A 25,081-nucleotide genomic window follows, 5' to 3' on the forward strand; every position below is an offset into this window, starting at 1 on the left:
GTCACTGCCCTGCCCAGCGCCAAACTCCCCCGTCCCTTCCCTGCCATCACTCGCCCCCGCCGCCGACACCTCACGGCCCACTCCCGTTAAGCCCCCGCCGCAACTCCACATCCACCCAGCACGCCTCATGATCACTCCACGGCGCCTCCGGCGCATCCGCCAGATGCCCATTTAACTTCCCTTGGGAAATCACCTCCCAATCCCAACCCAGGCCGCTGCCAAACAGATGATCCATCCGAGAATTCTCCGTGTTGAGCAGTTGCCAGGAAACGGCCTCTTGCAGAGGCATCATGACATCCGTCGTGACACGGCTGTTCCAATCCCTCATCCACAGCGCCAGCCATCCCGTGGCCTTCACGCGCTGCACCCAAGGCAGAAGCTGACCCGCCAGGGCGAGCTGCGTGGCGTGATACATCTCCGGCCCGTAGCGGGCGTGCAGATGTGTATTAGCCAGATAAAGCCGCATGCCATCCGGCAGCCTCACCACCGACAGCGACAGCCCCTCGCCTGCCCACACAAGCCCCTTTCTGGGTGGGCCTGTCCGGGACATCCGTTGGCGGAATGGAAGGATGCTTCAGCGCATGCGGAAGACGACGACCCGGCGGTCCAGACTGCGAGACGCTTCGTTGGCATCGGCCGGAGAAGAGGCTTCGGCTTCACCATAGCCCACAGGCATGAGACGCTCGGCACTGACGCCATGATAAACCAGCTCTCGGGAGATCCGCTCAGCGCGTTCTTGGGAAAGCTGGAGATTCTGCCCATAGTCACCTTCGGCGGAGGCATGGCCTTCGATGACGAAGGTGTCATTGGCAAGGGCCGGCGCTTTCATGGCGTTGGCCATGTCGATGACCAGGTCATAGGAATAGGCATCGGCGAAGTCCGTGGAGCCTTGGCGAAAGAGGATGGCATCCGTGCTGATGGCCGAATCCGGGTCCACGCTGTAGGAGACCGCATAGGCATCGCCGGTGGTGTAGGAAGCGGGGATGTCGTTCTGGTAACGCTCCTGCTGGGCTGCCTGGGGCATGACGCGGTAGGTGCTTTGCGCGTGGGGGAGGAGCTGGACCCGGTTAAGCTCCTGGGAGGCGACGATGATCGGCGGGATCTCCTGCATGGAAGAGTAGCGGATCACCCGACGGTTACCGTCGTAAAACTGGGTGCGCCGCTGGGTCTCAGTGGTTTCGAAGATTCGGCGTTCGCGATAACCGCTGCCGGAAGGTGCCGCCTGCGGGGCGCGGCCCTGGAACCTGTCCACGATAATACTGACCGCGCGATCACGGTCCTGCTGGGTCCGGCCCACTTCCTCAAAGGAGGGGCGGTAGCTGGGCCTGGAGCCGTCCCGGCGACGCCTTGGATCAGAACGATCATTGGGACCACGACGATCATCGGAGTCTGCTCGGGCAGCACCGCCACCGAGGATGTTCAGGAGCAGGCGCTTGGCATCTTCAGGGGTTTCGATCTTCCGCGCCTGGGCGGCATCGGCCTTGCGGTCACGCTTGGGCTCATCGGCAAGCACTTCGGCAGTCTCCTGCGTCGGGGGCTTCTGCGCGGCAGGGCGTTCAGGCCGCTCGCGACCCTCAGCTTGTCCAGGTCGTTCGCGCCCCTCTGCTTGCCCAGGCATTCCAGGCCGTTCTGGCTGTCCAGGTCGCCCTGGCTGTCCAGGCCGCTCTGGCTGTCCAGGCCGTTCTGGCTGTCCAGGCCGTTCTGGCTGTCCAGGCCGCTCGGGCTGTCCGGGCCGCTCTGTGGATTTAGGTTCACCAGGGATAGCGGGAGTAGGCGTCTCGCCAGGCATCGGGGCACCAGGGGCTGGCGTTGGGGGTACCGTGGGATCAACACCTTTGTCCTGCGGAGCGGTAGGTCTTTTCCCAGGCACGGGACGGGTCCCAGGGCGGGCCGGTGGGGTGTCGCTAGTGGCTGGCGGCATCTCGCGAGTGGTCGGTGGTGTATCAGGGGTTTCAGCCGGGCGAGTCGAAGGCCTTTCCCTGCCTGGAGCCGGTGCCTTGCGGTCGAGCTTGCCAGATGGATTCCCTTCCGGTGCAGTGCCGCCAGGAGCCGGGGCCGGAGCTTCTGGCTCGCCCGTTTGACCTTTCGCTTTGGGTGCCCTGCGGCGTTCAGGAGCGCCAGGACGTTCAGTTTCGGAAGGGCCGCGACGGTTAGCCCCAGGAGGCCCCGAGCGCTCGGGGCGAGCTTGTCCAGGGGCAGCAGGTTTTTCACGCCGACCAGGAACGGCAGGCACCGCAGCAGGCGCACGCTCCGGCGTCACCACAGGGGGTGCTTCCGGCACGACAGTTTTAGGAACCGGGACGGGGGCTTCCGGGACCCGCTGCTTGTCTTCGTCTGGAGCCGGAGCGGCGGACTGCGCCATCGCCAAAAATGGCATGGCAAGCGTGGCAAAGGCAGATGGGATGAATCGTTTCATGGGGTAAAAGGGCGGGGCAGGTCGATGAGGCAGACTGGAGGGTTGGCGGTTGGAGCATTCATGGGCGTTGTAGCTCGCTCCCATCATTGCCCCTGGCCCAGCCGCTGTTTCATAATCGTATCTCCCGCCAATAGCGGCCTGCCCCCAAGCGGTTTATTTTCCTCTGTGCCTTGGAACTGGTACAGCCAGTTAACGGGTCGTCAGTGTCTGGCCACTCGGCCACCGGCGGATCAATCACCCACCACTGCCAGCCGATGCCCATACCGAAGACGTCGTCATTCTGTGTCCAGCTCAGCGGCCAGCTCTTGCATCTGGCTTTTTCTAAAGAGATGACAACTTAAGTCGAAAAATCTTATCGGTCAGGATTGCTTGAGAGTCTCTTTCGTGCCCAAACGCTGAACACCCCTTGATCCTTGCTCTGAAGGAGCTTCGCTTTCAGTGGCAACCATTCAGCGCGGACCTGGCTTGCTTCTTCTGGATTGCTGAAACGCAGTCCCGCGAGAGCTTCAATAAAATCTGGGAACCACGATGGTACGCTTCCCCTTGGCTGGGGAATATCCCATAAGGCACCGTAATTCATACTGCTGGCAAGATAGACCCCAGAACCATCCTCCCTCATGATGGACCGGTGGCTTTCGCTATCCATGCCGAGACCACCCGAAACCGGCTCCTGATAATGAACGGAGATGGGTTCTGCGCGTTCAGTATCCCAAAATCGAAAGCCAGCGTGATCGCGAATCAGCAGCGCCGAACCATCCTTGGTAAAGCGGACAGTTTCACAAGTGGACCCTTGTTCCATCCACTGGGAGGCGGGCTTGGCTGTTTTGGCGTCCCAGAATCGGGCAGTGCCATCCCGGCATGCGGTGGCGAGGACACGCCCGTCAGGGCTGAACTCCAGATGGGAAAGCCAGGCCTGATGCTGCATGGGGGATCCAACTGGCTTGCCGGTGATCACATCCCAAATGCGAGCGGTGCGGTCATAGGATGCAGTCGCCACATACCGTCCCCCTGGACTCCAGCCGGAGGCGATGATCGTGTGTTGATGGCCTTCAAAAGTTTGCAGCTTTTGGCCTGTGCGTAGGTCCCAGGTATGAGCCAGTTGATTTGTGGATCCTGAAAGCAAAATCTCCCGGCCATTGGGAGCCAGCCTCAGTGTTTTGACTTCGCCAGGATGGTCCAATACCTGAATGACTTTTCCGGTCGTCGTATCGTAAATGCGTATATGTCCATCGTTGTGACCTGCAATGATTCGCGTGCCATCTTGGGTGATCACGGCAGGACGTATTTTGCCAGGCTGATTGTTAGGCGGCCAAAGCTCTTCTCCGGTGGCCATCGACCAGCCGTGGAGCCAGCCATTCGCCGTCAGCGCATAGCACTTGCTTGCGTCCGGAGAGAAAAGGGTGACATACACATTGCCATGGGCCTTTTTGTCCAGCAGGACCTGTCCGCTGCTGAGATCATAGACATGGCACCGGTTTCCCGGATACAGCCCTAGACAACCGAAACGGCCGTCAGGACTCATACGGCTGAAATGAAAATCCCGCTGCCCGTCGACCCGATGGCGGACCGGCTGCACCCGGGCAGTCCCCTGCCAAAGGCTGATGGTTTCATGGAAAGGCTTATTGACCCGGCCGTGGACCAAAATGGTGCGCCCGTCATTTGACGGATGAATGTCAGCTTCATCCTGAACGTGTCCAAGTTGGACCGAATCAATCACGGACTCCCCGGTGGCGGCGTCAGACACACACATGGAGTTATCGTTACCATAGCTATACACATACTTCCCCTGGATATCCGTCACCAGTTTGCGGACATTGTAATGGTGCCTTGTGGCGACATTCACAGGCAAGCCCGTTTTAGTATCATAAAACCAGAGTTCATTCCCGTTACCTGCCATCGTTAAACGGCTGCCGTCGGTGCTCAGGCAGACATGATCAAAGGAAGAAAGAGGGCTCTCCACGACGTTCTCTTCAGTCCTTTGGGAGATGTTCCATATTCTCACATGGTGCAAACCATCAATAATGGCAGCCGTCTGTCCATCCGCCGATAGGGCAGCATTGTAAAACACCTCATTCGCTTGGAGGCTCAAGAGCTTTTCAGAGGTAGCCGTTTCCCAGATGCAAGCCTTCGTTTTGCCCCAACCGAGCAAGTACGATCCATCTGCAGAAATCATCATCCCCTTCGTTTCCTCTTCCAGATTCAGGATTTGAGGGGCAGCCGAAGCCGATAAGGATTCCACTGACCAGACCTCAAATTTTGATGCTGACATGGCCACCAGCAGACGACCACTGGCAGAGAAGCCCAGTTTCTTTGCGGGCATGGAGACGGTCCGAGGTAAAGTGACAAGCTCTCCATCGAGCTTCGACAAAACGGCAATTTCATTATTCTGCGTGGCCAGGGCCAGGGGGGTCAAGCTCCCTGTTGCGAGATCTGTGACCAAACTTTTCATCTGAAACTGACGGACTTCTTTTCCGCTGCTGGACTCCCATTGCCGCACACAGGCATCACTGCCGGCCGTGAAGATCCATCGGCCATCGAAAGCCAATCGTGCGGAGGCCGTGGATCTGGCCGGAGGGGTGATATCAAGACCGGCGGGCACAGCAATGGAGGTTTGGTCCACAATGGACATGGCATACATGGCAGCCTGCCAATGGCCGGGCTTTTGCCGCACCAAGTTAGCAAGGTAAGAAAGCGCCTTGGACACTTTCCCCTCTTCCTGCCAACGCTCAATCTCCTGCCAGCGAACACGTTCGAGAGCTTCGGCTTGTACACGATTCGCACGCTGAGTCGTCAACCACTGCATGATGATTCCCGTCATGCCAAACAGAATGGAAATGGTGCACACCGTCAATAAAGCAGCGGAACGCGGCTTCCTCAAAGCCCAGCGCCATAAGGTCTGAGTCCAGCTCAGAGGTACGGCGGAAACCGGTTCGCCGCGAACGAAACGCTCAAGATCATCTGCTAATGCTGCCGCGCTGGAATACCGGTCCTCAGGCCTCTTTTCCAGGCACTTCATGCAGATGACCTCAAGATCCTTCGGAATGGATACAGGCACGCGCGGCGATTCCTGAGCAACCTTTCGCATGATCTCTAAAGTCGATCCGCCATCGAAGGGGGGCTTCCCCGAAAGCATCTCATACAAGAGCGCACCCGTCCCATAGATATCAGTGGCTGTGGTGACACTGCCCGTCTTCCCTTCGAACTGTTCCGGGGCCATGTAGCACGGGCTACCCGCAATTGCGGCCGTGTAAGTAGCTGCTGGTTCTGAACGGTCCAACAACCGGGCAAGTCCAAAATCCGTGACCATGGGTTCTCCCCTGGGATCCCATAAAACATTTGATGGCTTGAGGTCGCAATGGAGCACTCCGCGCTCATGTGCATGTGCCACTGCGCGGGAGATCTTGGCTACCACGGCGGCAATGGCACGCGAATCTCCGCGGTGAGATACGGCCCAATCAGCCACGGTAAGCCCACCTGGGATGTACCGCATGGTAAAGTAGTTTTGCATTTCATGCTCACCGATCTCATACACGGGGACGATGTTGGGATGGTGCAGGTTCGCAGCCGCCTGGGCTTCCGTCCGAAACATGCGGAGAGCCTTCCTGTCGGCCAATTCGCCGGCCAGGATCATCTTGAGCGCGACTTCACGTTCCAGGCTTCGCTGCCGGGCGCGATACACGACGCCCATTCCACCGCGGTCAATTTCCTCGATGACTTCGTAGTCGCCAACCCCCTGCCAGCGCAGAGCATTCAGCAACATGTCGTCATCAGGGCCGCTCCCCCCTATTGCCAAGCGGAGAAGACACTGTGAACAGGTGCCAGAAGGCGAAATCCGTGCGTCACAAACAGCACAGCGCATTTCAGTTACAGGCTTGGAATGGGGCAAGGCTTCTGGCATGTAAGATCATGAATCGTGTGAAGGTAAATCAAAAGCAGGGCTGCTGAATCAGGATTCTTTGGGTGATGAATAAAGCCCATCTAAAAATTGGCTGCCATCGCAGGTGGAATTGGCGGTGAAGAAATTTCTGCTCCCGGGGGGCTCTGGGATTGGATAAACCGGTTCAATTCCTCACTAACACGGGCAATGACCCTCGGCCACGCTCCGCGTGAGGGCTGACGGAAAAGACGCATGATCTCTGGATACCAAGGAGAGTCATCGCGCTCCAATAACCAGCGCATGTCTGGGACATGGGGCAGCATAACCCAGACAGGTCTTCCCAATGCACCCGCCAAATGTGCGACTGAGGTATCCACACTGATGACGAGATCTAACGCCATTATTAGACCTGCAGTCTCTGAAAAATTGGACAGCTCTTCCTCCCAGGTATGAATCGGCAAATCAACGATGGCTTGACGATCCACATCGCGAACCTGCTTTTGCAGGCAATGAAACTCTGCATCACAGTCTAGGAGTGCCGCCATGGTGGCCAGGGTCATGCTGCGCTGCCGGTCATTTGAATGCTCCGTGCTGCCAGACCACACAAGGCCGATGCGGGGCCTGGTCCTAGTGCCCAGCCGTCGTACCCACGTCTCCACCTGCTTTCGCGGGGCCTGGAGATAAGGAAGGCGAGCAGGGATATCCTTCATTGCTAGAGCAAAGGCACCCGGCAGATTCATCAGCGGGCAGCTACAATCAAAGGCGGGCAATCTCTGCCCGTTTGTGATGATACAAACATTATCAAAACTGCCTTGCATCAGTGTGAGCAGCCCAGCCTGCACCTCCAAAATAACGTCTGCGCCTCTTTGAACAACCAGCGACACATAGCGGCAAAACTGGAGGGTGTCGCCAAAACCGCCGTCAAGAGTCACGAGCAAAGTCTTGCCGGCAATATCCTCAGTGCCGTCCCACAGAGGCTGAACAAACTGACGAAGCACCTTCCCATATTCAGCAGATCGCCAACGCCAGGAAAAAGTCCGCCAGCCGCGTGGATAGTCACCAGCCAGGATCAGCAACTCCGCCCGGTTCCACCATGCCTCTGCATAGCTGGGCCGGACCTGAATCGCCCGGTCACAACTTTCGACAGCCTCCGTCACACGGAGTGTTTCACGCAGTGCGAGGCTGTGATGATAGTGGGCTTCTGCATAGTCTGGCCTTAGCCTGATGGCCTGCCGATAGCTCGCCAGGGCCTCTTCATAACGTTCGAGGCGATAGAGCACCATGCCTTGGTAGTTAAACGTCTGCGCATCTTCTGGACGCATTTCAATCACCTGTTCATAACTGGAAAGCGCTTCTTGATAACGGCCCATTTCGCGCAGCACAATGCCACGGTTCATCCAGGCATTGGCATAGTCGGGCTTGATCTCGATGGCCCGTTCGTGATTCGCCAAGGCTTCTTCCAGCCGCTTCAAATCTCGTAGCACCACACCTCGGCTATTATAGGCTTCGGCGAAGACGGGCTTCAGTTCAGTGGCCCGATGATAACACTCCAGGGCCTCCTCAAAGCGCGCCAGGCAGCGCAAGACATTGCCGCGATTTGCATGCGCCTCCGCATAGTCTGGCTTTAGTTTTAACGCGCGGTCAAACAATTCGACGGCGACGACAAAGTCTCCGCGCTGGGCATGGGCAGTTGCCAGCCCTTGCAAGGCAACGGCACTCCCAGGTTCCGCTTGCAGCAGAATGGCATAAATGGTGCAGGCCTCCTGCACGCGTCCCGAGCGATGCAGTTCCAGCGCCGCTTCAATGTTTATCCCGGCGGTCATTCATGTGATTAATGCATCATGAAGAAGCTTTAAAGACGGCGGATGGATTCCCCACAAATTGGACGACTTTTTCATAAATGCCACGCAGGGGTTCCAACACTTCAAGCATGGACTGCCATTCTTTGCCGTTCAGGGAAAGCGCTTCATTGACTTGGTCTTTATAAATGGTGTGTTCCTGGCCCTGGTGATGAACTTCGGCCAAAAGCCGCAGCTTTCCAAATCCGTTGAAAGCAGCTTCCAGCGCTTTCAATTCACCCTCGTTGAGAACCCCTTTATCGAACAGCACCTTCAGTCTATCCAGGGTATTGGTTACTTCCGCTGACACGCCATGATACTTGCATAGGGAGGATGCTAGGAACACCGGGAATCGAGACAACTCCTTGGCATTGATGCTCTTGAGATTGGACAAGTCCCTCTTCGTGATCGGGTTGCCCTGCTTCTCCATCTTCTGCAAATGATCATTGAGGTTGTTGATTGCATATTCCTGACCTTTGGTCGGTCCCCTCGGGGTGATCTTTTCTGCAAAAATGCTGTTTACGTTCTCGTTGTATTTTTGGCAGCGGTCTTTGCCGCCGATGAGGCATTTGGCTGATGAAAACACCTCTGCCATGATCAAGCTCTTCGGATCAATCTGCCTCGCAACTTCGATCGCAGTCCCAACGAATGTCCCGACACTCCGGATCGAGGATGGGGCATTGCCGCCGGGGTCGAAGCAGAAGCCTTCTCGAATAGGAATGTCCTGTTCTAAGCCCATGGGCGTCTCTCCGAGGGCGGTGATCCGCATCTCAAAGTATTCCAGTGCCTTGATCAAGTTCGGATCCGTTTCTTTGCTGTCCTTGTCGGTAAGCACAGCAAATTCCAGGTCGGAAAACGGAAACATCTCATCCCGGCTGCCTGATCCATACAAAATGAAGGTCTGGCTTTCCAAATTAACTCCGAACTCCTCCAGCGACTGCTTGTAGAGGTCCTTAATGAAAGAACCCACCTGCCCGGAGATGCTGTTTTCACCACCCATTTCCTGCTTGTGTGCATTGTTGCGAATGGAAGCCAGCCGTTCCCGGTCTTTGCCCACATCCGGCGGGTGTTTCAAAGGCTGATTGTTGTCCACAATTGGCGACTGTTCCCGGACAAAATTTTCCAGGCTCTTGGTGATCGAACTGAGCACATTCCGTCCACCTTCTTCTTCACCCCTGAGCTTATAGCACTTCTCAGCCGCACAGAAAAACTTGATGTTGTCCGCAGGCTTGCTGCCCACTCCGACGGATTCCTCATAGGCCTCGGCCACACCCTCCAAGTCGAGCGCAAGTAGCCCGTTGGAAGCTCCGTTGATGGCGATCTCCCGGGCCAGCGGCTGGTCCAGATTGAGGCAGACCGTCTGGAAGAATTTGATCGTGGCCTGGGTGATCTTCTCTCTGGAAGAAGGCACTTCATGGCTGGCGAGGGATGCGATGGCCATCAGGTTGGATCCCACCTGTACTCTCGTCCTAGGATCCTTGATCTCCAGAACCTGCTTGATCTGCTCAGGACCAAAGCCCGCTTCCCCTTTCTGCCACATGTTCTTAATGACAGCCCTTCCCATATGCTGCTGAATATCGCCCAGCGAGACCGGATATTTCGGATCGCGCAGCTTATGTTCGGGAAGCTTGGAGAGCATTTCATCCATGAACTTTCCAACCACCTTGGGATCATACGCCGGCCGCTCGACCCCATAGGTCCTGGTCAAACTGGCCTCGGTTTGCCCCATGTTGTAGATGGCTTCCAATCCGCCGTGCTTCAAGACCAGTGCCTGAACCTGCTTCTCCAATGAGCGCACATTGTGCAGCTTGAAGAAATCTGTCTTGTTCGCCTCGGCATTTTTGAGCACGGCCTGGACAGTACGGGCTTTTAGACTGCTGTGTTTGCCAAGTTCATGGGTGGCCCGCTCCGCCATCACGTCGCCATACTCTTGCTTGATAGCTGAGATGAATGCTTCTTTGACTTGTTTATTTTCGACCGCTTTGGATTCCCTGCCATCCACTGTTTTTCCCCGAACCCATTCGACCACTCGCCCCCATCCGGTGCCTTTGGTTTGCAGCTCGTTTCTTGGGGTCACGGCCAGCTTGCCTTCACCCTGAAGTGAAATGGCCCGGAATTGGCTGATGCTAATGCTCATAATTAAAGGGAGGCAGGATTTGCGGCAAAATCGTGTCAGACGAACTGTCGAACCTCGAGAATCCCGCTGCTGCGGTCATCCGACTCAGAACTTGCCAGTCGCACAGACCAGCTTTCAGCCTGGTTGACGAAGGATTCCAAGTGATTGCTGAGTGCCGCAGAGGTGAGGCTGGCCAGCGGCAGTGCCCCTTGAAGGATGATCTTGTTGGTCGCCAACGAAACCGCCAGCGTCGCGCCATCGGTTTCCCCCCAGAACAGGTTTGCCTTGAGAAGCGAGAGCAGGAGGTCTTCACGATCCGTCTCTGGAAGCTCTGCCACCGGGGCATAAATCATCATTTTTTCCTGAGCCGTATCAACTTCGAGGCAGAGCAGAAGATCATCGAATCTCAGGTAGCAGGCTGCGGTTTCATCAAGCTCAAGTCCTGACAGACCGAGGTGTTCGCCCAGCTCCTGGATCATGATTGAGAGGGCATTGCTATCCATGGGAAGTAGTTGATGCTTAATATTATAAGTTTCCAGCGGTGCGCTGAAGGCACAGACACGCTGCGCCCACAGGTTATTCCGCAATCGCGAGATCAGGATTACAGTTCTTGCCAAATATTGTGCTGGGATGCTCCACGCATGGGCCGCTATCCCGTGAAATCGGCCACTTTTTACCTCCAGAGATTCCCCACCAAATAGCGCCATGCCCAACCGCTCATAAGGAGCAACCAACCCTCCATGGCGGGTAGGTGGAGAAAGGCGGCCATCACCAGGAGAAATGAACCGCATTCCAGCCAAGCTTTGTAAGCGGCTACACGGCTGTGATTTGCAGCTCTCATGGCCGTTGCTATCTGGAAACCCAGGCTCTCGCTCAAGGCCACTGCGATTAACTTGCGCCAGAGCGTAGATGCCTCCGGCCAAAGCCACCAAGTACTCATGGCCAGCAGGAGCGCCAGAGCCATGGGCAACCACGATGAACGGGCGGCCACTGACACAGATGATGTAAATTTCGCCCCCATCAGGCAGCTTATATACCGAGGTTTACCGAGAGCTGCTTGATCATTGTAGGGTCTGGTTTCTTATTTGTAATGGCCTTGATTAATTCGCGAGCCTCCACACTGCCTACACCTGGTTCATGAAACACACTGGATTGAAGTGCATCGCTCAGGCTGATGCGGTCTTTCGGATCAGGTTTCAGCATCTGGTTCAGCAGACGGTCCAAGGAGGTCAACCCCTCCGTGCCTTCAGCGGTTGAGCGCATTCGGTTTTCGGAGGTGCGCCCGAAGTCGCGGATACGGTTTTCCATTTGAAAAGCGAACCGGTCTTTCGAGCTGACAAAGGGTAACTCCTTCACAAACATCTCATAGGCCGTGATGCCGAGGGCCCAGGTGTCTGACTTGTGGGTAACCTCGTAGTTGATGGCATTGATGATTTTATCAATGTTCATCTCGTGGGCCTTGTTTAGCTTCTGCCATTGAATCAATCGCGCAGAATCGGGAACGTCTCGTTCTTCAAAATCAATGAGCATCGTCTCCCATTCCTGCTTGATGAGTTTCTCACTTTTCATCTCCAGCTCATTGCGCAGTTGCTTCCGGGCGGTGTCCGCATCTGCCCGGTCAATCGCCACCTCTGGTGCCAGCCAACGTGGATTGTCCACGCCTATATCCTGAACCCAGACGGTGGAGCTGTTTTTTGATGTGCCAAAGTCGCCCAGCATCGCCGTCCCATCCTGGCCAATGAAGTAGTTCAGCGGCTTCACATCCAGGTGCATCATGCCCCGCGTTTCCTGCATGTGCTGCATGCCTTTGAACATATCTTGCAGTAAAGTCAGGCGCAACACGGTGGCTGCTTTCTGGCTGATTGCACCGTCCTTCAGCGCCGTCTCGATCTTCTGGGATGCTTGATGAACATCTCCATTCGGCGCCAGTTCCATGGCGACGAGCAGGTCACCATCAGAGTTGCGAACGGCACCCACAAGATTGATCACATTCGGATGGCCATCCCCCATCGCCTGATAGTGCGCACGCACCTCCCGGCATGCGAGATCTTGGGCGGCCTTCTTATTGTAGCCATGTATGTTTGGATCTTGGCTCAAAGACTCTTTGACCGCGATCTGCCGGCCAGAGGCACTTTCATAAAGAGAAACGACGCCAAAGCTTCCCTCGCCCAGCTCCTTCTTCCGCTCATAGCGCTCACCTCCGATGACTAACGTATTCGAGTCGATCTGACGATCCCCAAGGCGCGAGACCGTTTGCGCAAAGACTTGATCAAGGAACTGCTGCATCTCTGGCGAGGCACTGTCATAACTGAATTTGAAGCCGTATGATTCCGGATCCGGCACACCTTCGGACATGAGTTGCGGGGATTGGGCCGCTAGCTTGCTAAGGAGCTCGCTCTTGAATATTTTGCCGTCGCTGGTGGCATAGCTTAACTGCGTCTGGGCATCCAGCTTGCGGAGTTCCTCTGCGATTGATTCTCCCAATTCCTGGGCCACATCACCGGTTGCTTCATTACGAACCAGCAAATCTGCAATGCTTTGAGTTAGTTTCGCGTCCAGCTCCATCTCGGGCATCCCCTGATCTGTCAGCAGAGGGAGCTTTTCGGGGATCTCGACGAGCGTGCCCGAGACGGAGTCATGCTCCGAAGCCAGAATAAATTCTTCCCGAGCCACGGCCAGACCATCAGACACACGCATTTGATTCCCGACCGATTTTAGCTGGCTGCGATCAAAATTTTCAATGCCATGGTTGACCATCATTTGATCAATCTTAGCCCAGGAGTTCAGGTCTTCACGATCATCCATGACTTGCAGGCGCTGCTGCCTAGCCTGTTCGTTTTGACTTTTAAAGCGCGTGCTCATCTCCGCCACGTGATCCACTTGCCGGGTATTGACGTGCTTGAGCTTTTGCAAGTTCCCCTCCTTGTCGCGAAACAGGACAAATTCAGCCTCGGGCTTGCTGTCCTTGTTTTTAGCAATGGCGGTGAAAGCTTTCGAAAGCTCGCTTTCCAACGGTGCATGCTCCTTCAGCCGCCCTATTTCATTCTGCACAAGCTCCAGCAACTTCATGTCATTGCTTTTGGTCACCCCGCCTTCCCGTGCGGTGAGGAGGTGATCCTCCACTTTCGCCAACAGCTCCCGCTTCATTTGGATGCCGTTGCTATCCGACTTTCCACCTGCCTGGACCAGGTCCTGATACTGGTGCATCAACTCATAAGCCTTGGCCCGATGGACCTCTGGCTGGCATCTGATCTCATGACCCACGAATTGAAGCATGTCATGGATCGGCCCCTGTCTGGCCTCTTCCGTTTTCAGCCCCCTGAGAATACTCTTCCCCACATGCTTTTCCTGCATGACTTGCAAGGTGGTCTCGAGGCATTTTAGGGTGCTGAGCCTCTCAGAGGCAGGCGCGTTTTTCGCCACCAGTTTTTGGTACTGCTCCGCCAGACGCAGAGCGCTTTTGTGCAGACTTCCAAAGCCTGCATCCGCATTCCTGCTGGGGTGGGTTAGCTTAAAGGCTAACCGCATCATCTTGTCTTTGAGGCCCGCATAACCGGAAGCTTTTCCGAGTGCTGTCTTGAGTCCATTTTTGCTGAGCAAGTTGCCTGCTGTGACCTTTCGCTCAGTGAGGGCTTTTGCATTCTTTGTCTGGGTCAGTATCGCGGTCTGCGCCACACGCGACTGTCTATTCGCGATTGAGGGATCTTTCTGGCCTTGCTGAGGCTGGCGCTCGACATTGACAGGATGAAGCTGAACTGTGGACTGCCGGTCCAGAATTCCAAAAGTATTCATGTGTGGATAGATTTGATAATGGCATCCGGCCAAAAAATGTTAGGCGCGGATGAAGAATTCATTGGCTGTTGACTCCAGATTGAGATCGCTGTGGCTCATCCCTTCTGTGCCCAGCCTAGTCTGCCAATGCTCAGCCCAATTGATGAATTCTGTGAGCGCTTCGGCAAACGTATCGGGCTCCAGATTCCCGCTGTACATCTTGCGCCAAAGCACGATTTCGCTTGTCGCTTGATCCAACCCAAAGGCCATGCCTTCGCCGATCTCCCGCCCAAAGAGTTGCGCCTCAAGCACCGTGGCAAACGCCGGAACAGCATCCATCTCTGCCACCGAAGCCACGACGCTGTAAAGGTGCAGGCTCAGTGTTTGAGGCTCCTCTTCGATGAGAATCTTTAACCGGTCATCTACGGCCAGTTCGCAGATGCCATTGGCATCGCTAGCGAGATCTTGAAGCCCGAGTTCAGGAGGGAGGGAGGCAAGTATTTCTGAGAGGGACATGGATCAAAAGCATGGGAGGGCGGGCATACCGGGCGAGGGTGCCAAGTCTTCTCTGCTATCACCCGTCAGCTCTATGCGGATTACCAACTACCGATAAAAAAATTCGCAGGCGTAATGTCAGACCGCAGAACGGTTATGGATGAAACAGGCGGCTGACGACTGCCCGCAAAAGTCACTTTGCTTCCACAACCCATGAACACTATCGACAATCTCAAGCAACTACTGGCAGAAATCGGACCCGCGACAGAGGAGGTCATGATCGTGCAGCAATTGGAGGCTGACTCCTGGCATGTGCTGCTAGATGAAAACCTGGGCATCGACCTAGATTATTTGGAGGATCAAGAAAAGCTTGTGCTCAGTGTCGAACTGGGCTCTCCGCCCCCAGACAAACTCGCTGCCACGTACGCTTTTCTTTTGCATTACAACTTCATTTGGTTGCAAACTGGCTGTTTGAAAATGGGGCTCGACGCTAGCAATGGGAGCATTTCGATGACCTTTGAGGCGAACGCCAGCACACTGGACTTGAACAACCTGCAAAGTCTCCTAACCGAATTTGCACAGAAAGCCCTCGTCTGGCGTGAACTCATTACTGTCGGCTTTGAGGACGACGCGTCCAGTTCATCCGAATATCGAGAAATGATGCCTGCAGCCATTCGCGTCTAGCCTTTGACCCTTCTCCTTTCCCACCGAAACAGTTCATCAACATTCTGCCTTTCATCGTATGAAATTGAACTTAGTTCCCAGTCAGACCTCTTCCACAAATTTAACCCAAGGCACCGACAACCAGGAAAAAACGTCACAACTCGGCAATAGCGGCGGTGAGCGCCTTTTTTCCAACGCCAAATACTTCGATTCCTCTGGACTGCTGATGCCAACGCAGATGAAACAGCAATCCACAAAGGAGCAAGTCTTTGAAAAGCTAGAACAAAAGCTGGGGCAGAAAGCCAAGCTAGACCCCAGCACTAAGCTGGAAACCAAACAACTGCCCGACTATTATAAGAATGAGGAAGAGATCGTCGAGTTTCGTGGCGCACCTGAAAATTGGGAGAAGATGCTTCAAAACGAGATGGGCAATGAGACACCGAAGCTCGATATTCTGCGTACCCGCTACATGGATACTGAAGAAATGGGCAAGCATGAAATCTTCTTCAAGGACGGCAAGCTGGTGAACAACGAGGGCGTAGAGATAGACACCACGGCCAAAGAAAAGATCGTCTCTAATAAGAATGATGAGCGCACTGAAACTGTAGAAAGCGGCCCGACTGGGATCGGCACACAACTTGCAGCAGGCAGGGGCAAGCACATCTTTGCAGTCTCAGACAAGGGGACCGTGCGCAGTGTGGACCCATGGGCGGCCAAACAAATCAGCGACAACGCTGGCGAAGACTGGGACCAAACCTCGCTGGATTTCGTCAATCACTCCAGCCTCGTGAAGGGCGGCTCCGTGGCAGGCGCAGGAGAACTAGTCATTAAGCAGGGCGAATTGCACCAGGTGTCGGACTCTTCTGGTCACTACCAGCCAAATAACAACATGGTAGCCCAGACGCTAAAACACTTCGAACACCAGGGAGTGGACCTTTCGCAAGTGGATGTGAAGTTGGTTGGCAAGGGGGAGGGACAAACCCCCATCTTCATGTCATCGGAGGAGTTTTTGCTACGCAATCAAGACCAGAGTGTACCCTCCAAAAACGACATCAAAAGCTTAAAGGCCGAACTCAAGGGGCTCGAAAAAGAGGAACGGAATATACGGAAAAATGGTTTTGAGGGTGGGCTGGAGAAAATAGAGACTCGAAAAAATGAGATCAAGATGCAGTTGGAACTCACCCGCAACGATCCCAATCTCACCGAGAAAAAGATTCGTTTCGAGAAGCAACAATTTAAGAACGAACTTTTGGTCAAGGTTGGCCAATTTAACTTCAGGCAGGCCTACTCAATACCGACTAAACATTCCGATGTCAGCCCGTCCCAAGAGAAGAACCAAGTGAGCGAGAAGCTCGAAACCTTCTCACAAAAAGCCAAAACTTTGCTCGGCGGACTGGGTGAGGGAAGCCGAAACCTGGGCAAATTCTCTCCAGGCAGCATCGACCGCTCCCACATGCTTGGTATGCTTGGCACCAAGATGAAACTCATCGACATCAACAAGTAGCATCAGAGCCAACCCCAGACCGTTCGGAACGGCCGATGACTTGCCCCTGTTAGGTGCACGAAACGCCAACGAACCTCCGCAGATCGCCTTTTGTGTAATTGCCAGATCATCAAGGCGGATGAACTGAATGACAACCCACTCATGAACCTCTCTGACGCACTTCTTGAAGCCGGACTTTTGCTGGGTTTACCTGGACTCGCGCTCAGTGAACAAGGCACCTGCCGCTTGGTCTTTGATGGACGGTTGGAAGTGGACTTTGAACTTTTGCCCGACGGTCAAACGCTGCACTTGAGTTCTGTTGTCTCGCTTCTCGATCTCGAAGATGCGGCATCCCTGGGAGCTCTCTTGCGAGCAAACGTTCTGGGTTCGCAAACCGGGGGGGGTTATTTCTCTCTGAGCCCCGCGGGAGAAGTTTTGTTTGAGCGTCGACTCCACATGGAGACGGTTGGCCTCACGGGCTTCATCCAAGAGGTTGAACGGTTCGTGAACTATCTCGATGGATGGGAAGACCAGTTGGTAAGCGGCGACCTTACCTTTAGCAGAAATCAGGACATACTGTTCGGTTAATCCTTCACTCATTCACTCCGCTTATGGCCACATACAGTGCTCGCAATGCCATTGCCCACCTGATAACCTACCTGGGCCTGACCGAAGTGCCAATCGAGCCCGATGGCTCTTGTGGCCTCCTGTTTGATCAGGACACCCATGTGACTTTAGAGCCCGACATTGAGCGCACGGATCTCTTGCACTTGCATACGCTGGTAGGTTCTATCGCTGCCGGAAATCGCAAAGCCCAGTTTGTGCATCTGCTGCGGGGAAACTACCTGGGCCGGGCAAGCGGCGGGGCGGTGCTGTCTCTGGATGCGACGGAAACCAGCATTCTGTTACACACCTCTCTGATCACTGAACCCATGAATCTGGAGTCGTTATCTGAGCATCTGATGACTTTGGTGCAGAGCGCCAAACTCTGGCAACAGCGCCTCGCCAATGCTGAAGCCACCAAGTCGAGGAGTGATACCCCCACTGACCTTTCCTTCTCCTCCATGCTCCGCGTCTAATCCTTCCACGACACTCTTCCCAAGATGAATCTCCAGGCACTCCAAGGCAGGCTTGCTGTCGCGAACCAAACCCTGCAAAACATTGGTCATAACATCGCTACCACTTTGAAAGGCATGGTGGTCAGCGCAGGTCAGGCGCTCAAGCAGATGGGCGACATCATAGCTCAGCCTTTTATTGCTCTGCACAAGGCTCTGACCTCACGCCAGGTCGAACTTCAAGAACCACCCGAACGCCGCAGCGGAGTGGACCAGCACTTGAATCGAGGCATGTCCAACACCCTGGACAGCATTTTGGAGGGCCTGTCAGAGATTGACCTGGAATCCAACGATGGGTTTGAAGACGATGCCCTGGGGGTGCCTCCAAAGCCCAAGGACACCCTGGAATTCAGTGATTTTCACACCATGGGCGGACAGGTCACCGAACATCCGGTTATTCAGGACATCTCACTAGCTCCGCAGCAAAGGTTGATCATCGAAGACATCGGCCCACGTCCGCAGCAAGTCACGGTAGAGAACACGGGGCCGCAGCGGGCGACATTGGTCCCCGTCTCATCCGCTTTCTGCGGGCATCTCGACAAGCTAAAGTCCAGCGGCATGATCACCGGTGCGCAGGCGATCAAGGATTCCGGCCTCGTGGGCTCGCATGTGGAAAAGTTTAAGCAAGTGGCCAAGGACACAAATACCATCCTGATGTTCCGCCCGGTGAATCAGATGAGTACGGGCCTTCTTGAAGAGGGCACTGCCGCAAAGGGGCTCAATGTGCATGGCAAGTCTTCAGACTGGGGTCCCATGTCCGGCTATATTGCACGCGATCAGAACCTGAGCAAAAAACACGACGACTCCAAAGCGATCACCAAAGGCATTGAGGACAACCAGCACTCCCTTGAGCATGACGGGGACCGGGTCGGCTCCTCACAACTGACTTTGAGCAATAACCGATTGAACTACCTGACCGAAAACAAGCTCATCATCCCCTGCAATGACATGGGCGAGCCATTGTCAAAGAGCCCCGAAAATGGTCAACGCTACTTTCTCAACGGTGGCAAAAATGAAAACTACGTATTCAAATTGGAGCCAGATCAAGGAGGCTTCAAAGTCTCCTACAAGAATTTGGAGGGGAAGCAGCCAGTGGTGGGAGAGACCGTGAAAGAATGGAAGGAACTGGAGGTCATGGGAGGGAAGACCAAAAAGGAAGATGCTCCGGTCCCGCTGACTGCCGACTACGACATGTTCGCCATGCTGCCGAAAATGGGCGATGGAAAACTTGCAGGCAAAACGTTGGACAGAGATCCCGTACTCGCCCTGTTGATGAAAGAACGCAGCGAATTGAAAGAGCAGCTCAGGACGGCCAGTGGGGATTCTGTCACGGAACTCAAAGATCAACTGAAGTCCAAAAGCCGTGAAATCATCAGAACCACCATCAATAACGGGCGTAGCAAACTGCTCGGCCAGGAGGACCGTCAGAAAGTGGATCCCGAGCTCGGCCGTCTGACCAAATGGCAGGGGGAAATTCGCACCAAGCTCAATGACTCCGTAAAAGGTGAGAATGGATACACAGGCGGCGACTTGGTCAAACACGGTACCGAGCAGGACAATACACAGTTCTCCGAGAAAGATGAAAAAGTCTTCGTCATCATGCCCAATGGCGACACCTTCATGACCCAAAACTGGGAACAAACTCAAGCCTTCATGTGGTCGGCAAAACAAGATGACTTTCTGACTTACACCAACCGGTCATACAAGCAGTCTGGGGAGATGCCGACAAAAACAACCTTTTATCCAGGCCAAAATCCGGAGGATAAATTCAGCGGCACGCGACTGGATTTCGATATGAAACAAGCAGCGGTCAATCTCGGATTGACGACCGGTTGACCATTTTCAGCTTCTTCTTTCACGTGTGCTAGCCAGAGTCTCAAGCGCCACGGCCACCGAGCCGCGCACCCATTCGATGCCCTGCTCATCTGTGAAGTAATGACCACCGAGATGCGCCGTGTAGAAGGGTTTCATGCGCTCAGTTTCGAGGCTGTCAGCAGGCCGGCCTTCGATGGCGTTGATGCGACCGGTGACATGGGTAATGCCTGAATCGCTGCGCTGGATGAGGCGGAGGAAGCGGATCAGAGTGGCAAAGGGACTGCCGAGCCCTTTGCGATTTTGCTCCCGCTCGAACATGATGATGTGCAGCGTCTCGGGTTCCTCCTTTCGGACCACATAGACGATGGCGGTGCCACGTTGGGTGTGCTGCCAGCCCATGGGCGGGCAGCCAAAAAAGCCCCCTGGCTGATAAATCTCCGGTGGGGAGCCCTGGGCCTCCAGCCATTGGGTAAAGCAGTCTTTAAAAAAGCGGGCCATGATGACGGAGCGATTCCTCAGGCCATTCACCCGCATTGGCAACTTTCTTGTAATCCAGCGCCGTTTTTCGCGGACTCACTCATGAGCCCTTTCGGTCCTGTTTGAAAAAGGGGCAGCCACGAAGCCATGGAAATCCTCAAAATTGATCAACTCAGTGTCGCGGCGCGTGCCGGCGCCCTGGATGGCTCATTGGCCTATTCCAGCATTTTTACACAGCATCAGGATCTGATCACACAATCAGCTCTCAGCGGCCTTCGGGGTCTGGAGCAGACTTTATCCGAGACAGGCATCTATGCCCAGGCCATTCGGAGCTTGAAGGAAGCTTCTCTGAAGATTGAGGAAGCCAACATCGAAGCATTAAAAGATCCCTTCACTGCCGCTTCGGGGGGGCTCCAGTCTCAGCACACCACAGCAGTAGTCAATGGCATGAGAACGCAGGGGTGGCCGTATCGCACCACGGCACAGAACCTTCAATCCACGGCCCAAAATGCAGTCAATGGCACAGGTTCCGCCAATCCTGAAAGGGGCTATGCAAACAGCGTGAAGCAAACTGCGGATGAACTGGAACTGGCAGCGGCTTATCTGGTGAATCAGGCTGATCCCAACGCAGCTAAGTTTCATGCCACCAATGCGCTGAACAATGCGACCACTGCCCGGAACAATGCCAGCAACCTTCTCGGTCAGCTTTCCGGAATGAACCCTGTTCCAACAAGCCGCTACAATGCCACTTATGAAGTCATGAGAGAGGCGCAGAAGGTGATTGACCATGCCAGCAGCGTCTTGAGTTTTGTCAACTATGCACCGATTGTGCAAATCCGCAGCCAGACGCCGACGGTGCATGATTTAAGCGGTGGCTACTCTCTTTCCACCTGGGGCAATTCAGGTTACTGGACCCTGACGGATGCTGCAGGTGAAGGCATCCTGGTGCATCCCAATGGCAGCGTGGACAATCTCAAGGGAGGAGCGGGCTGGAAGTTCGACCATACTTCCACCTTTGTATTGCCCAATCAGACAAAGATCACAGTCAATCCCGGTTCACCTGGGGATTTGCTCATCAGCCGCGGAGTGCATGCCTTCACGATAGGCAATCTCAATGGCAATGCCTGGCCAAGCGTGAGTTCTTACTCCACGCTCAATGGCCGTGATGCGGACCGCAGCACCAACGATGGTTACATCCTTGAGCTGGATGGAAATGCGGGCAGGTGGAGGAACAACGGTAACTTTTTGGGAGATGCCGGTGGCCGCGAAATCATTGCGACTTCACCCCTAAGCAATGAGCTGCGACTCGACCCGACCGATGTGGCCATCTCATCCGACTTCCAAGCTTTCATCACCGAGATGGAAATTTCGGATTATGATTACGACGGCGATGGCAAGCTCAACAACATTGAGCTGATGGATGTGGCGATTCAAACCGAGAGCTACATCCGTCAGATACAGGAAGCTTACGAACAAGCGCTGGCCAGGATCGCTGCGGCGAATCAGGCTCTTAATGAGCTCAATGAAATTATTGAGTTACTGCGCAAACAAACCGATAAAAGCACTGAGGAGCGCGGGGTGGATAATGCCGCCGCCAAAAGCGAGTTGCAGGCCATTGAGAGACGTCTGGTGGCCGCCCTGCAACTGCTGCAAGGCAATACGCTCATTGATCCGCTACAAGGAAACATTGAAACCAGCGCCAGCAATGTCCTGGGACAGCTCAGCGCCTTAACGCAGAGCGGTGGCCTAGTCCCGGCCTTACCCCCGACCTCGTCATCACTTTCACCTGGCACTCAGACTGAAACAGGGACGCCCACCACCACTGAGCAGCCTGCCAATACACCCAACAACGATCCTTTAGGGGATAGTCTGCGCCGGGCCGGGCGTCTGCTTTCAGGTATTCTCGGAGGAGGCAACTTGAACATTCTCGAACTGCCCCCGACGCCGCAGCCACCAGGAGTCACAACCACAGGGCTGGAGACTGGAGGAACGAATCAGGAAATGATTCAAACAGGTTCCACACCAGTCAACGAAGGTTCACAAAGCTTATCCGATATTTCCCTGACTCCAACGATGAAGTCAGAGTCAGTTACTGCACCTGAAGACAATGCTTTGGCAGGCTTGCTCACTCAACTGACGTCCCTGGATCCCGCCACGCCTATGAGCGTGAACCCGCAGAATCTATCGCTAGGGCTGGAAGCACTGTTGACCACGCTGGCTCAGCTAGGTGTCTTTTCTCCTGCGAATCAAAAGAGCCTTACAGATCTGCTTCAGACACCCGGCTCATCGGTTAATGCACCCACGGGTCAGCCCATTCCCACGGACACAGAAAATACCATCTCACCGCAAGGGCTGGAGACCAATTCCCCGCAAATACCAGCGACTTCACTGCTCGAATTTCTGAGAAGCTTAGAGCAGCTTGGTGCCATTCTTGAGCAAGTGGATCGGGCGACAGAAAGTCCTCTCAGCCTTCCGCCACAGCCGACTCAGACTCCGTCCAGCACTCTCCCTTCATTGCCAATTTCAGCACAACAGTTGCTGGAGTCGTTGACAGGGAAATCAGCCTCTCAGCTTCCGAGCTTGATGCCACAGTTGGCTGACATTGTATCCGGAAAGGCTCAGATAGGCACAGCGGATACAATCACTGGTCAGAGCACAGCGCCAGGTACATCGCGGGACCTCTCACGCTCCTCCCAGCAATTGATGCTCGTGCTTCAGGGACTTGCAGCCCTGGGCTCTGCGGGCGCTGGGCAAAGCACGGGCACATCAGGCTCCCAGATACCGACGGCCCCGGAGATCGGTCTCGGTTTGCAGAGCCTCCTCTCGGTGCTTGGCACCTATGGCCTTGTGGGCAATAACAGTCCGGCATCCTCCATAGTGAGTGCGGGAACAGGCGCTGTTTTCCAGCCAAGCGGATCACAAGCGCTCGGCACCATCACGGGTAATTTCCAGACTGATCCCGAGCTGATGAAGATCATTGAGGAAAACCTGAGTAAGGCGCTGCAAACACAGCAGCGGCAGCTCAGCCAGGCGAGCTCGCTCTTTACTCAATCACAGGAAATAGTGCAAAAGTTTGTTATGCTCATTGAGACCGATGATCTCGTGCGGGAGGTGGTGAAGGGCGATGATCTCTCCGATGAGCAGCAAGCGCACTTTGATGACCGAATGAAGGATCTCCGCAAAGACTGGGGGATGGAGTGGGGAAGCACAGAAGAGAATACCCCCGCAAGCCAGAGCAACCTCGTCTCCCGGGCCGTGCAGTCCGGCATGATGGTGTGAATCCCTTCCAGACATGAGCCAAGCCCCACCAGCACTGACCGAAACCGAACGAATCCAGGCGCATCTGGCGCAGGTGGATGCGCTGCTGGCGCAAGGCAAGGCAGCCATGGAGCGCATGGACAGATTTTATCATGAAAACGGCCTGGTGCCAGGAGCTGGAGAGCAGGCGCTGCTCAGCGACCGGGTGCCGGAAAGACACCGCATTATCTTTAGCCGACTCATTGGAGAGCTCAGCCAGATCGACCGCCGCATCGACGAGCTGGATCCCTTTAAAAGCAAACCATCCCCTGTCGCAGTGGGCACCCGCGCCGTCGGTAATCGCTACCGTATTTAATCCGCACCGTTTCGAATCATGGCAGCCATCAACTTCAAAACACAAACCCTCGCCGACCTGTATGCAACTGGGACGACCAATGGCAACCAAGGGCACCTGGACTACTTCCGCAACAACGCCAATGATGCGATCAAGAATGAGATTCTCGCGCTCGATCAACGCATCGCCAACTTCCAGAACGTCATCACGGATGGAGCCAAGGTCGGCAACGAAGACTTCCCCTACGACAAGGAATATCTGAAGCGCGAATTCATGGAAGAGGTGCTGGCCATCATGCTCAAACGTTCTGAGTACCGAGCCATCACGGTGCCGGCAGGCTTCTTTTATAGCGAGGCCACTTACTCTGGAGGCGGCCAGGACTTGCTGAGGAACGGGCCACAAACAACATCTCTGGGTACTATCTGGGATGGCAATAACTTCAGCAATATGACGACACCTGAACAGCACAAGGCCGTGCTCAAAGCGGGTGCCGGGGAGGGCGGACACATCGTGTATGACGCCTACTCGGCCTGGATCGACGCCGTCTTCGCCGAGGGGAACAAGATGAAAAACAATCCGTCTGAAACGGTCAACGTTGTCACTTCCATCTCAGAGCGCACGCTGCCAACCGCCAACAGCCCCAACGTTGTCTATGACCGGGTGGCGACCCAGAAGACGGGCCAAGTGGATGCGAATGGCAATCCCATTTTCCGTTACTTCCTCATCGCCAAAGGTGCGCCTGTTTCAGATATCAACAAGATCACCGTTGCAGGCACCCTCAACGGTCAGGCCGTGGACGCTAAAGTGTCGACAACAGGGAATGGAAACACCAACTCAATCTACATCGAGGTTGATCAGAATCTGCAACCTCTGGTCAATAACGCCTACGGCTTCGAGTACAACACCGTCAACCTGTCTCCGAGCATGTATCTTTATTACTTCACGGAGGCGCGTATCCGGATCTTGCGGGGGCAGCTCAACATGAAAGAAGCCGTCACCTCCGAAATACGCGACGACCTAGCCAAGGCCAACTCTGCCTATGCTGATCTAGAAGCCCAGGCGGGTAAAACACGCGCCCAATCAGCCGATGGCAAGACAGTGAATCCAGACCTGAGCTTCGAAACACAGAACATGGATTTCTTTGAAGCCACCAACGCGAAAAAGGGAAGCATGCTCTACGAAAACAACGGCAATGACGACCAGCAAAACTACTCCGAATGGGGCAGCAGCCGCAGCAGCCTCAAGGCCTACATTGACCGCAAATCCACCCAGTCGCAGGACGCGATGCTGGACTATCAAACTACACTGAACCGCTTCAACCAGGCCTATGAAGTGTTGAGCAAGATTCAAGAAAAAATGGATGGCCTCGTGAAAAGCCAAATCCGCAATGTGGCCTGATTTCAAACATAAAAGCCCCCCTTTT

Annotated in this window: 17 protein-coding genes; 8 read left to right on the forward strand and 9 right to left on the reverse strand. The window is 55.0% G+C overall.

From position 1 onward, the window contains the following. Positions 1 to 70: 70 nt before the first annotated feature. The 8 genes from ABEB25_RS23585 to ABEB25_RS23620 all read right to left on the reverse strand — a co-directional run bounded on the left by ABEB25_RS23585 (position 71) and on the right by ABEB25_RS23620 (position 14,534). Positions 71 to 550 (reverse strand): hypothetical protein, encoded by a 480-nt coding sequence (locus ABEB25_RS23585; protein WP_345738920.1) that lies wholly within the window; start codon positions 548 to 550, stop codon positions 71 to 73. Between the two features lie 24 nt (positions 551 to 574). Next, positions 575 to 2,416 carry an OmpA family protein gene (locus ABEB25_RS23590; protein ID WP_345738921.1) on the reverse strand — a complete coding sequence of 614 codons (1,842 nt, stop codon included), beginning with the start codon at positions 2,414 to 2,416 and terminating at the stop codon, positions 575 to 577. Between the two features lie 352 nt (positions 2,417 to 2,768). Further along, the gene (locus ABEB25_RS23595; RefSeq protein WP_345738922.1) at positions 2,769 to 6,176 is read right to left on the reverse strand and encodes a protein kinase domain-containing protein; all 3,408 of its coding nucleotides are present in this window, start codon (positions 6,174 to 6,176) and stop codon (positions 2,769 to 2,771) included. Between the two features lie 218 nt (positions 6,177 to 6,394). Continuing rightward, positions 6,395 to 8,116 carry a tetratricopeptide repeat protein gene (locus ABEB25_RS23600; protein ID WP_345738923.1) on the reverse strand — a complete coding sequence of 574 codons (1,722 nt, stop codon included), beginning with the start codon at positions 8,114 to 8,116 and terminating at the stop codon, positions 6,395 to 6,397. 16 nt (positions 8,117 to 8,132) lie between these two features. Further along, on the reverse strand, positions 8,133 to 10,268 hold the full coding sequence (locus ABEB25_RS23605) for a putative nucleotidyltransferase substrate binding domain-containing protein (RefSeq protein WP_345738924.1): 2,136 nt from the start codon (positions 10,266 to 10,268) through the stop codon (positions 8,133 to 8,135). Between the two features lie 35 nt (positions 10,269 to 10,303). Continuing rightward, on the reverse strand, positions 10,304 to 11,038 hold the full coding sequence (locus ABEB25_RS23610; protein ID WP_345738925.1) for a type III secretion system chaperone: 735 nt from the start codon (positions 11,036 to 11,038) through the stop codon (positions 10,304 to 10,306). A gap of 238 nt (positions 11,039 to 11,276) precedes the next feature. Next, complete coding sequence (locus tag ABEB25_RS23615) at positions 11,277 to 14,072, reverse strand: protein kinase domain-containing protein (protein WP_345738926.1); 2,796 nt, start codon at positions 14,070 to 14,072, stop codon at positions 11,277 to 11,279. Between the two features lie 6 nt (positions 14,073 to 14,078). Continuing rightward, positions 14,079 to 14,534, reverse strand: coding sequence for a type III secretion system chaperone (locus ABEB25_RS23620; protein WP_345738927.1), 456 nt, complete (start codon positions 14,532 to 14,534; stop codon positions 14,079 to 14,081). A gap of 192 nt (positions 14,535 to 14,726) precedes the next feature. On the opposite strand from ABEB25_RS23620, the gene ABEB25_RS23625 reads away from it, so the two are divergent. The 5 genes from ABEB25_RS23625 (at position 14,727) to ABEB25_RS23645 (ending at position 19,610) form a co-directional block, all read left to right on the forward strand. Next, positions 14,727 to 15,197: a type III secretion system chaperone gene (locus ABEB25_RS23625; RefSeq protein ID WP_345738928.1), complete on the forward strand. Its 471-nt coding sequence runs from the start codon at positions 14,727 to 14,729 to the stop codon at positions 15,195 to 15,197. A gap of 58 nt (positions 15,198 to 15,255) precedes the next feature. Further along, positions 15,256 to 16,680, forward strand: coding sequence for a hypothetical protein (locus ABEB25_RS23630; protein WP_345738929.1), 1,425 nt, complete (start codon positions 15,256 to 15,258; stop codon positions 16,678 to 16,680). Positions 16,681 to 16,821: 141 nt separating this feature from the next. Continuing rightward, a complete protein-coding gene (locus ABEB25_RS23635) occupies positions 16,822 to 17,247 on the forward strand; it encodes a type III secretion system chaperone (RefSeq protein ID WP_345738930.1) in 426 nt (141 codons plus the stop codon). Between the two features lie 23 nt (positions 17,248 to 17,270). Then, on the forward strand, positions 17,271 to 17,738 hold the full coding sequence (locus ABEB25_RS23640; RefSeq protein ID WP_345738931.1) for a type III secretion system chaperone: 468 nt from the start codon (positions 17,271 to 17,273) through the stop codon (positions 17,736 to 17,738). 402 nt (positions 17,739 to 18,140) lie between these two features. Continuing rightward, positions 18,141 to 19,610, forward strand: coding sequence for an anthrax toxin-like adenylyl cyclase domain-containing protein (locus ABEB25_RS23645; RefSeq protein ID WP_345738932.1), 1,470 nt, complete (start codon positions 18,141 to 18,143; stop codon positions 19,608 to 19,610). 6 nt (positions 19,611 to 19,616) lie between these two features. On the opposite strand, the gene ABEB25_RS23650 is transcribed toward ABEB25_RS23645, so the two are convergent. After that, positions 19,617 to 20,087 (reverse strand): hypothetical protein, encoded by a 471-nt coding sequence (locus ABEB25_RS23650; protein ID WP_345738933.1) that lies wholly within the window; start codon positions 20,085 to 20,087, stop codon positions 19,617 to 19,619. Positions 20,088 to 20,213: 126 nt separating this feature from the next. On the opposite strand from ABEB25_RS23650, the gene ABEB25_RS23655 reads away from it, so the two are divergent. From ABEB25_RS23655 to ABEB25_RS23665, 3 genes are read left to right on the forward strand one after another with little or no spacing between them, the layout of a single operon-like run. Further along, positions 20,214 to 23,345, forward strand: coding sequence for a hypothetical protein (locus tag ABEB25_RS23655; protein ID WP_345738934.1), 3,132 nt, complete (start codon positions 20,214 to 20,216; stop codon positions 23,343 to 23,345). A gap of 13 nt (positions 23,346 to 23,358) precedes the next feature. Beyond that, entirely contained in the window at positions 23,359 to 23,679 is a 321-nt protein-coding gene (locus ABEB25_RS23660) for a hypothetical protein (protein WP_345738935.1), read from the forward strand. 18 nt (positions 23,680 to 23,697) lie between these two features. Beyond that, positions 23,698 to 25,056 carry a hypothetical protein gene (locus tag ABEB25_RS23665; protein WP_345738936.1) on the forward strand — a complete coding sequence of 453 codons (1,359 nt, stop codon included), beginning with the start codon at positions 23,698 to 23,700 and terminating at the stop codon, positions 25,054 to 25,056. The last annotated feature ends 25 nt before the right edge of the window (positions 25,057 to 25,081 follow it).

The organism is Prosthecobacter algae, from assembly GCF_039542385.1.
Classification (GTDB): domain Bacteria; phylum Verrucomicrobiota; class Verrucomicrobiia; order Verrucomicrobiales; family Verrucomicrobiaceae; genus Prosthecobacter; species Prosthecobacter algae.

Excerpts from the sequence above, each read along its gene's own strand:
- ABEB25_RS23585 (WP_345738920.1), bottom strand. The coding sequence starts at position 550 with ATGTCCCGGACAGGCCCACCCAGAAAGGGGCTTGTGTGGGCAGGCGAG.
- ABEB25_RS23590 (WP_345738921.1), bottom strand. The coding sequence starts at position 2,416 with ATGAAACGATTCATCCCATCTGCCTTTGCCACGCTTGCCATGCCATTT.
- ABEB25_RS23595 (WP_345738922.1), bottom strand. The coding sequence starts at position 6,176 with ATGTTGCTGAATGCTCTGCGCTGGCAGGGGGTTGGCGACTACGAAGTC.
- ABEB25_RS23600 (WP_345738923.1), bottom strand. The coding sequence starts at position 8,116 with ATGACCGCCGGGATAAACATTGAAGCGGCGCTGGAACTGCATCGCTCG.
- ABEB25_RS23605 (WP_345738924.1), bottom strand. The coding sequence starts at position 10,268 with ATGAGCATTAGCATCAGCCAATTCCGGGCCATTTCACTTCAGGGTGAA.
- ABEB25_RS23610 (WP_345738925.1), bottom strand. The coding sequence starts at position 11,038 with ATGCGGTTCATTTCTCCTGGTGATGGCCGCCTTTCTCCACCTACCCGC.
- ABEB25_RS23620 (WP_345738927.1), bottom strand. The coding sequence starts at position 14,534 with ATGTCCCTCTCAGAAATACTTGCCTCCCTCCCTCCTGAACTCGGGCTT.
- ABEB25_RS23625 (WP_345738928.1), top strand. The coding sequence starts at position 14,727 with ATGAACACTATCGACAATCTCAAGCAACTACTGGCAGAAATCGGACCC.
- ABEB25_RS23630 (WP_345738929.1), top strand. The coding sequence starts at position 15,256 with ATGAAATTGAACTTAGTTCCCAGTCAGACCTCTTCCACAAATTTAACC.
- ABEB25_RS23635 (WP_345738930.1), top strand. The coding sequence starts at position 16,822 with ATGAACCTCTCTGACGCACTTCTTGAAGCCGGACTTTTGCTGGGTTTA.
- ABEB25_RS23640 (WP_345738931.1), top strand. The coding sequence starts at position 17,271 with ATGGCCACATACAGTGCTCGCAATGCCATTGCCCACCTGATAACCTAC.
- ABEB25_RS23645 (WP_345738932.1), top strand. The coding sequence starts at position 18,141 with ATGGGCGGACAGGTCACCGAACATCCGGTTATTCAGGACATCTCACTA.
- ABEB25_RS23650 (WP_345738933.1), bottom strand. The coding sequence starts at position 20,087 with ATGGCCCGCTTTTTTAAAGACTGCTTTACCCAATGGCTGGAGGCCCAG.
- ABEB25_RS23655 (WP_345738934.1), top strand. The coding sequence starts at position 20,214 with ATGGAAATCCTCAAAATTGATCAACTCAGTGTCGCGGCGCGTGCCGGC.
- ABEB25_RS23660 (WP_345738935.1), top strand. The coding sequence starts at position 23,359 with ATGAGCCAAGCCCCACCAGCACTGACCGAAACCGAACGAATCCAGGCG.
- ABEB25_RS23665 (WP_345738936.1), top strand. The coding sequence starts at position 23,698 with ATGGCAGCCATCAACTTCAAAACACAAACCCTCGCCGACCTGTATGCA.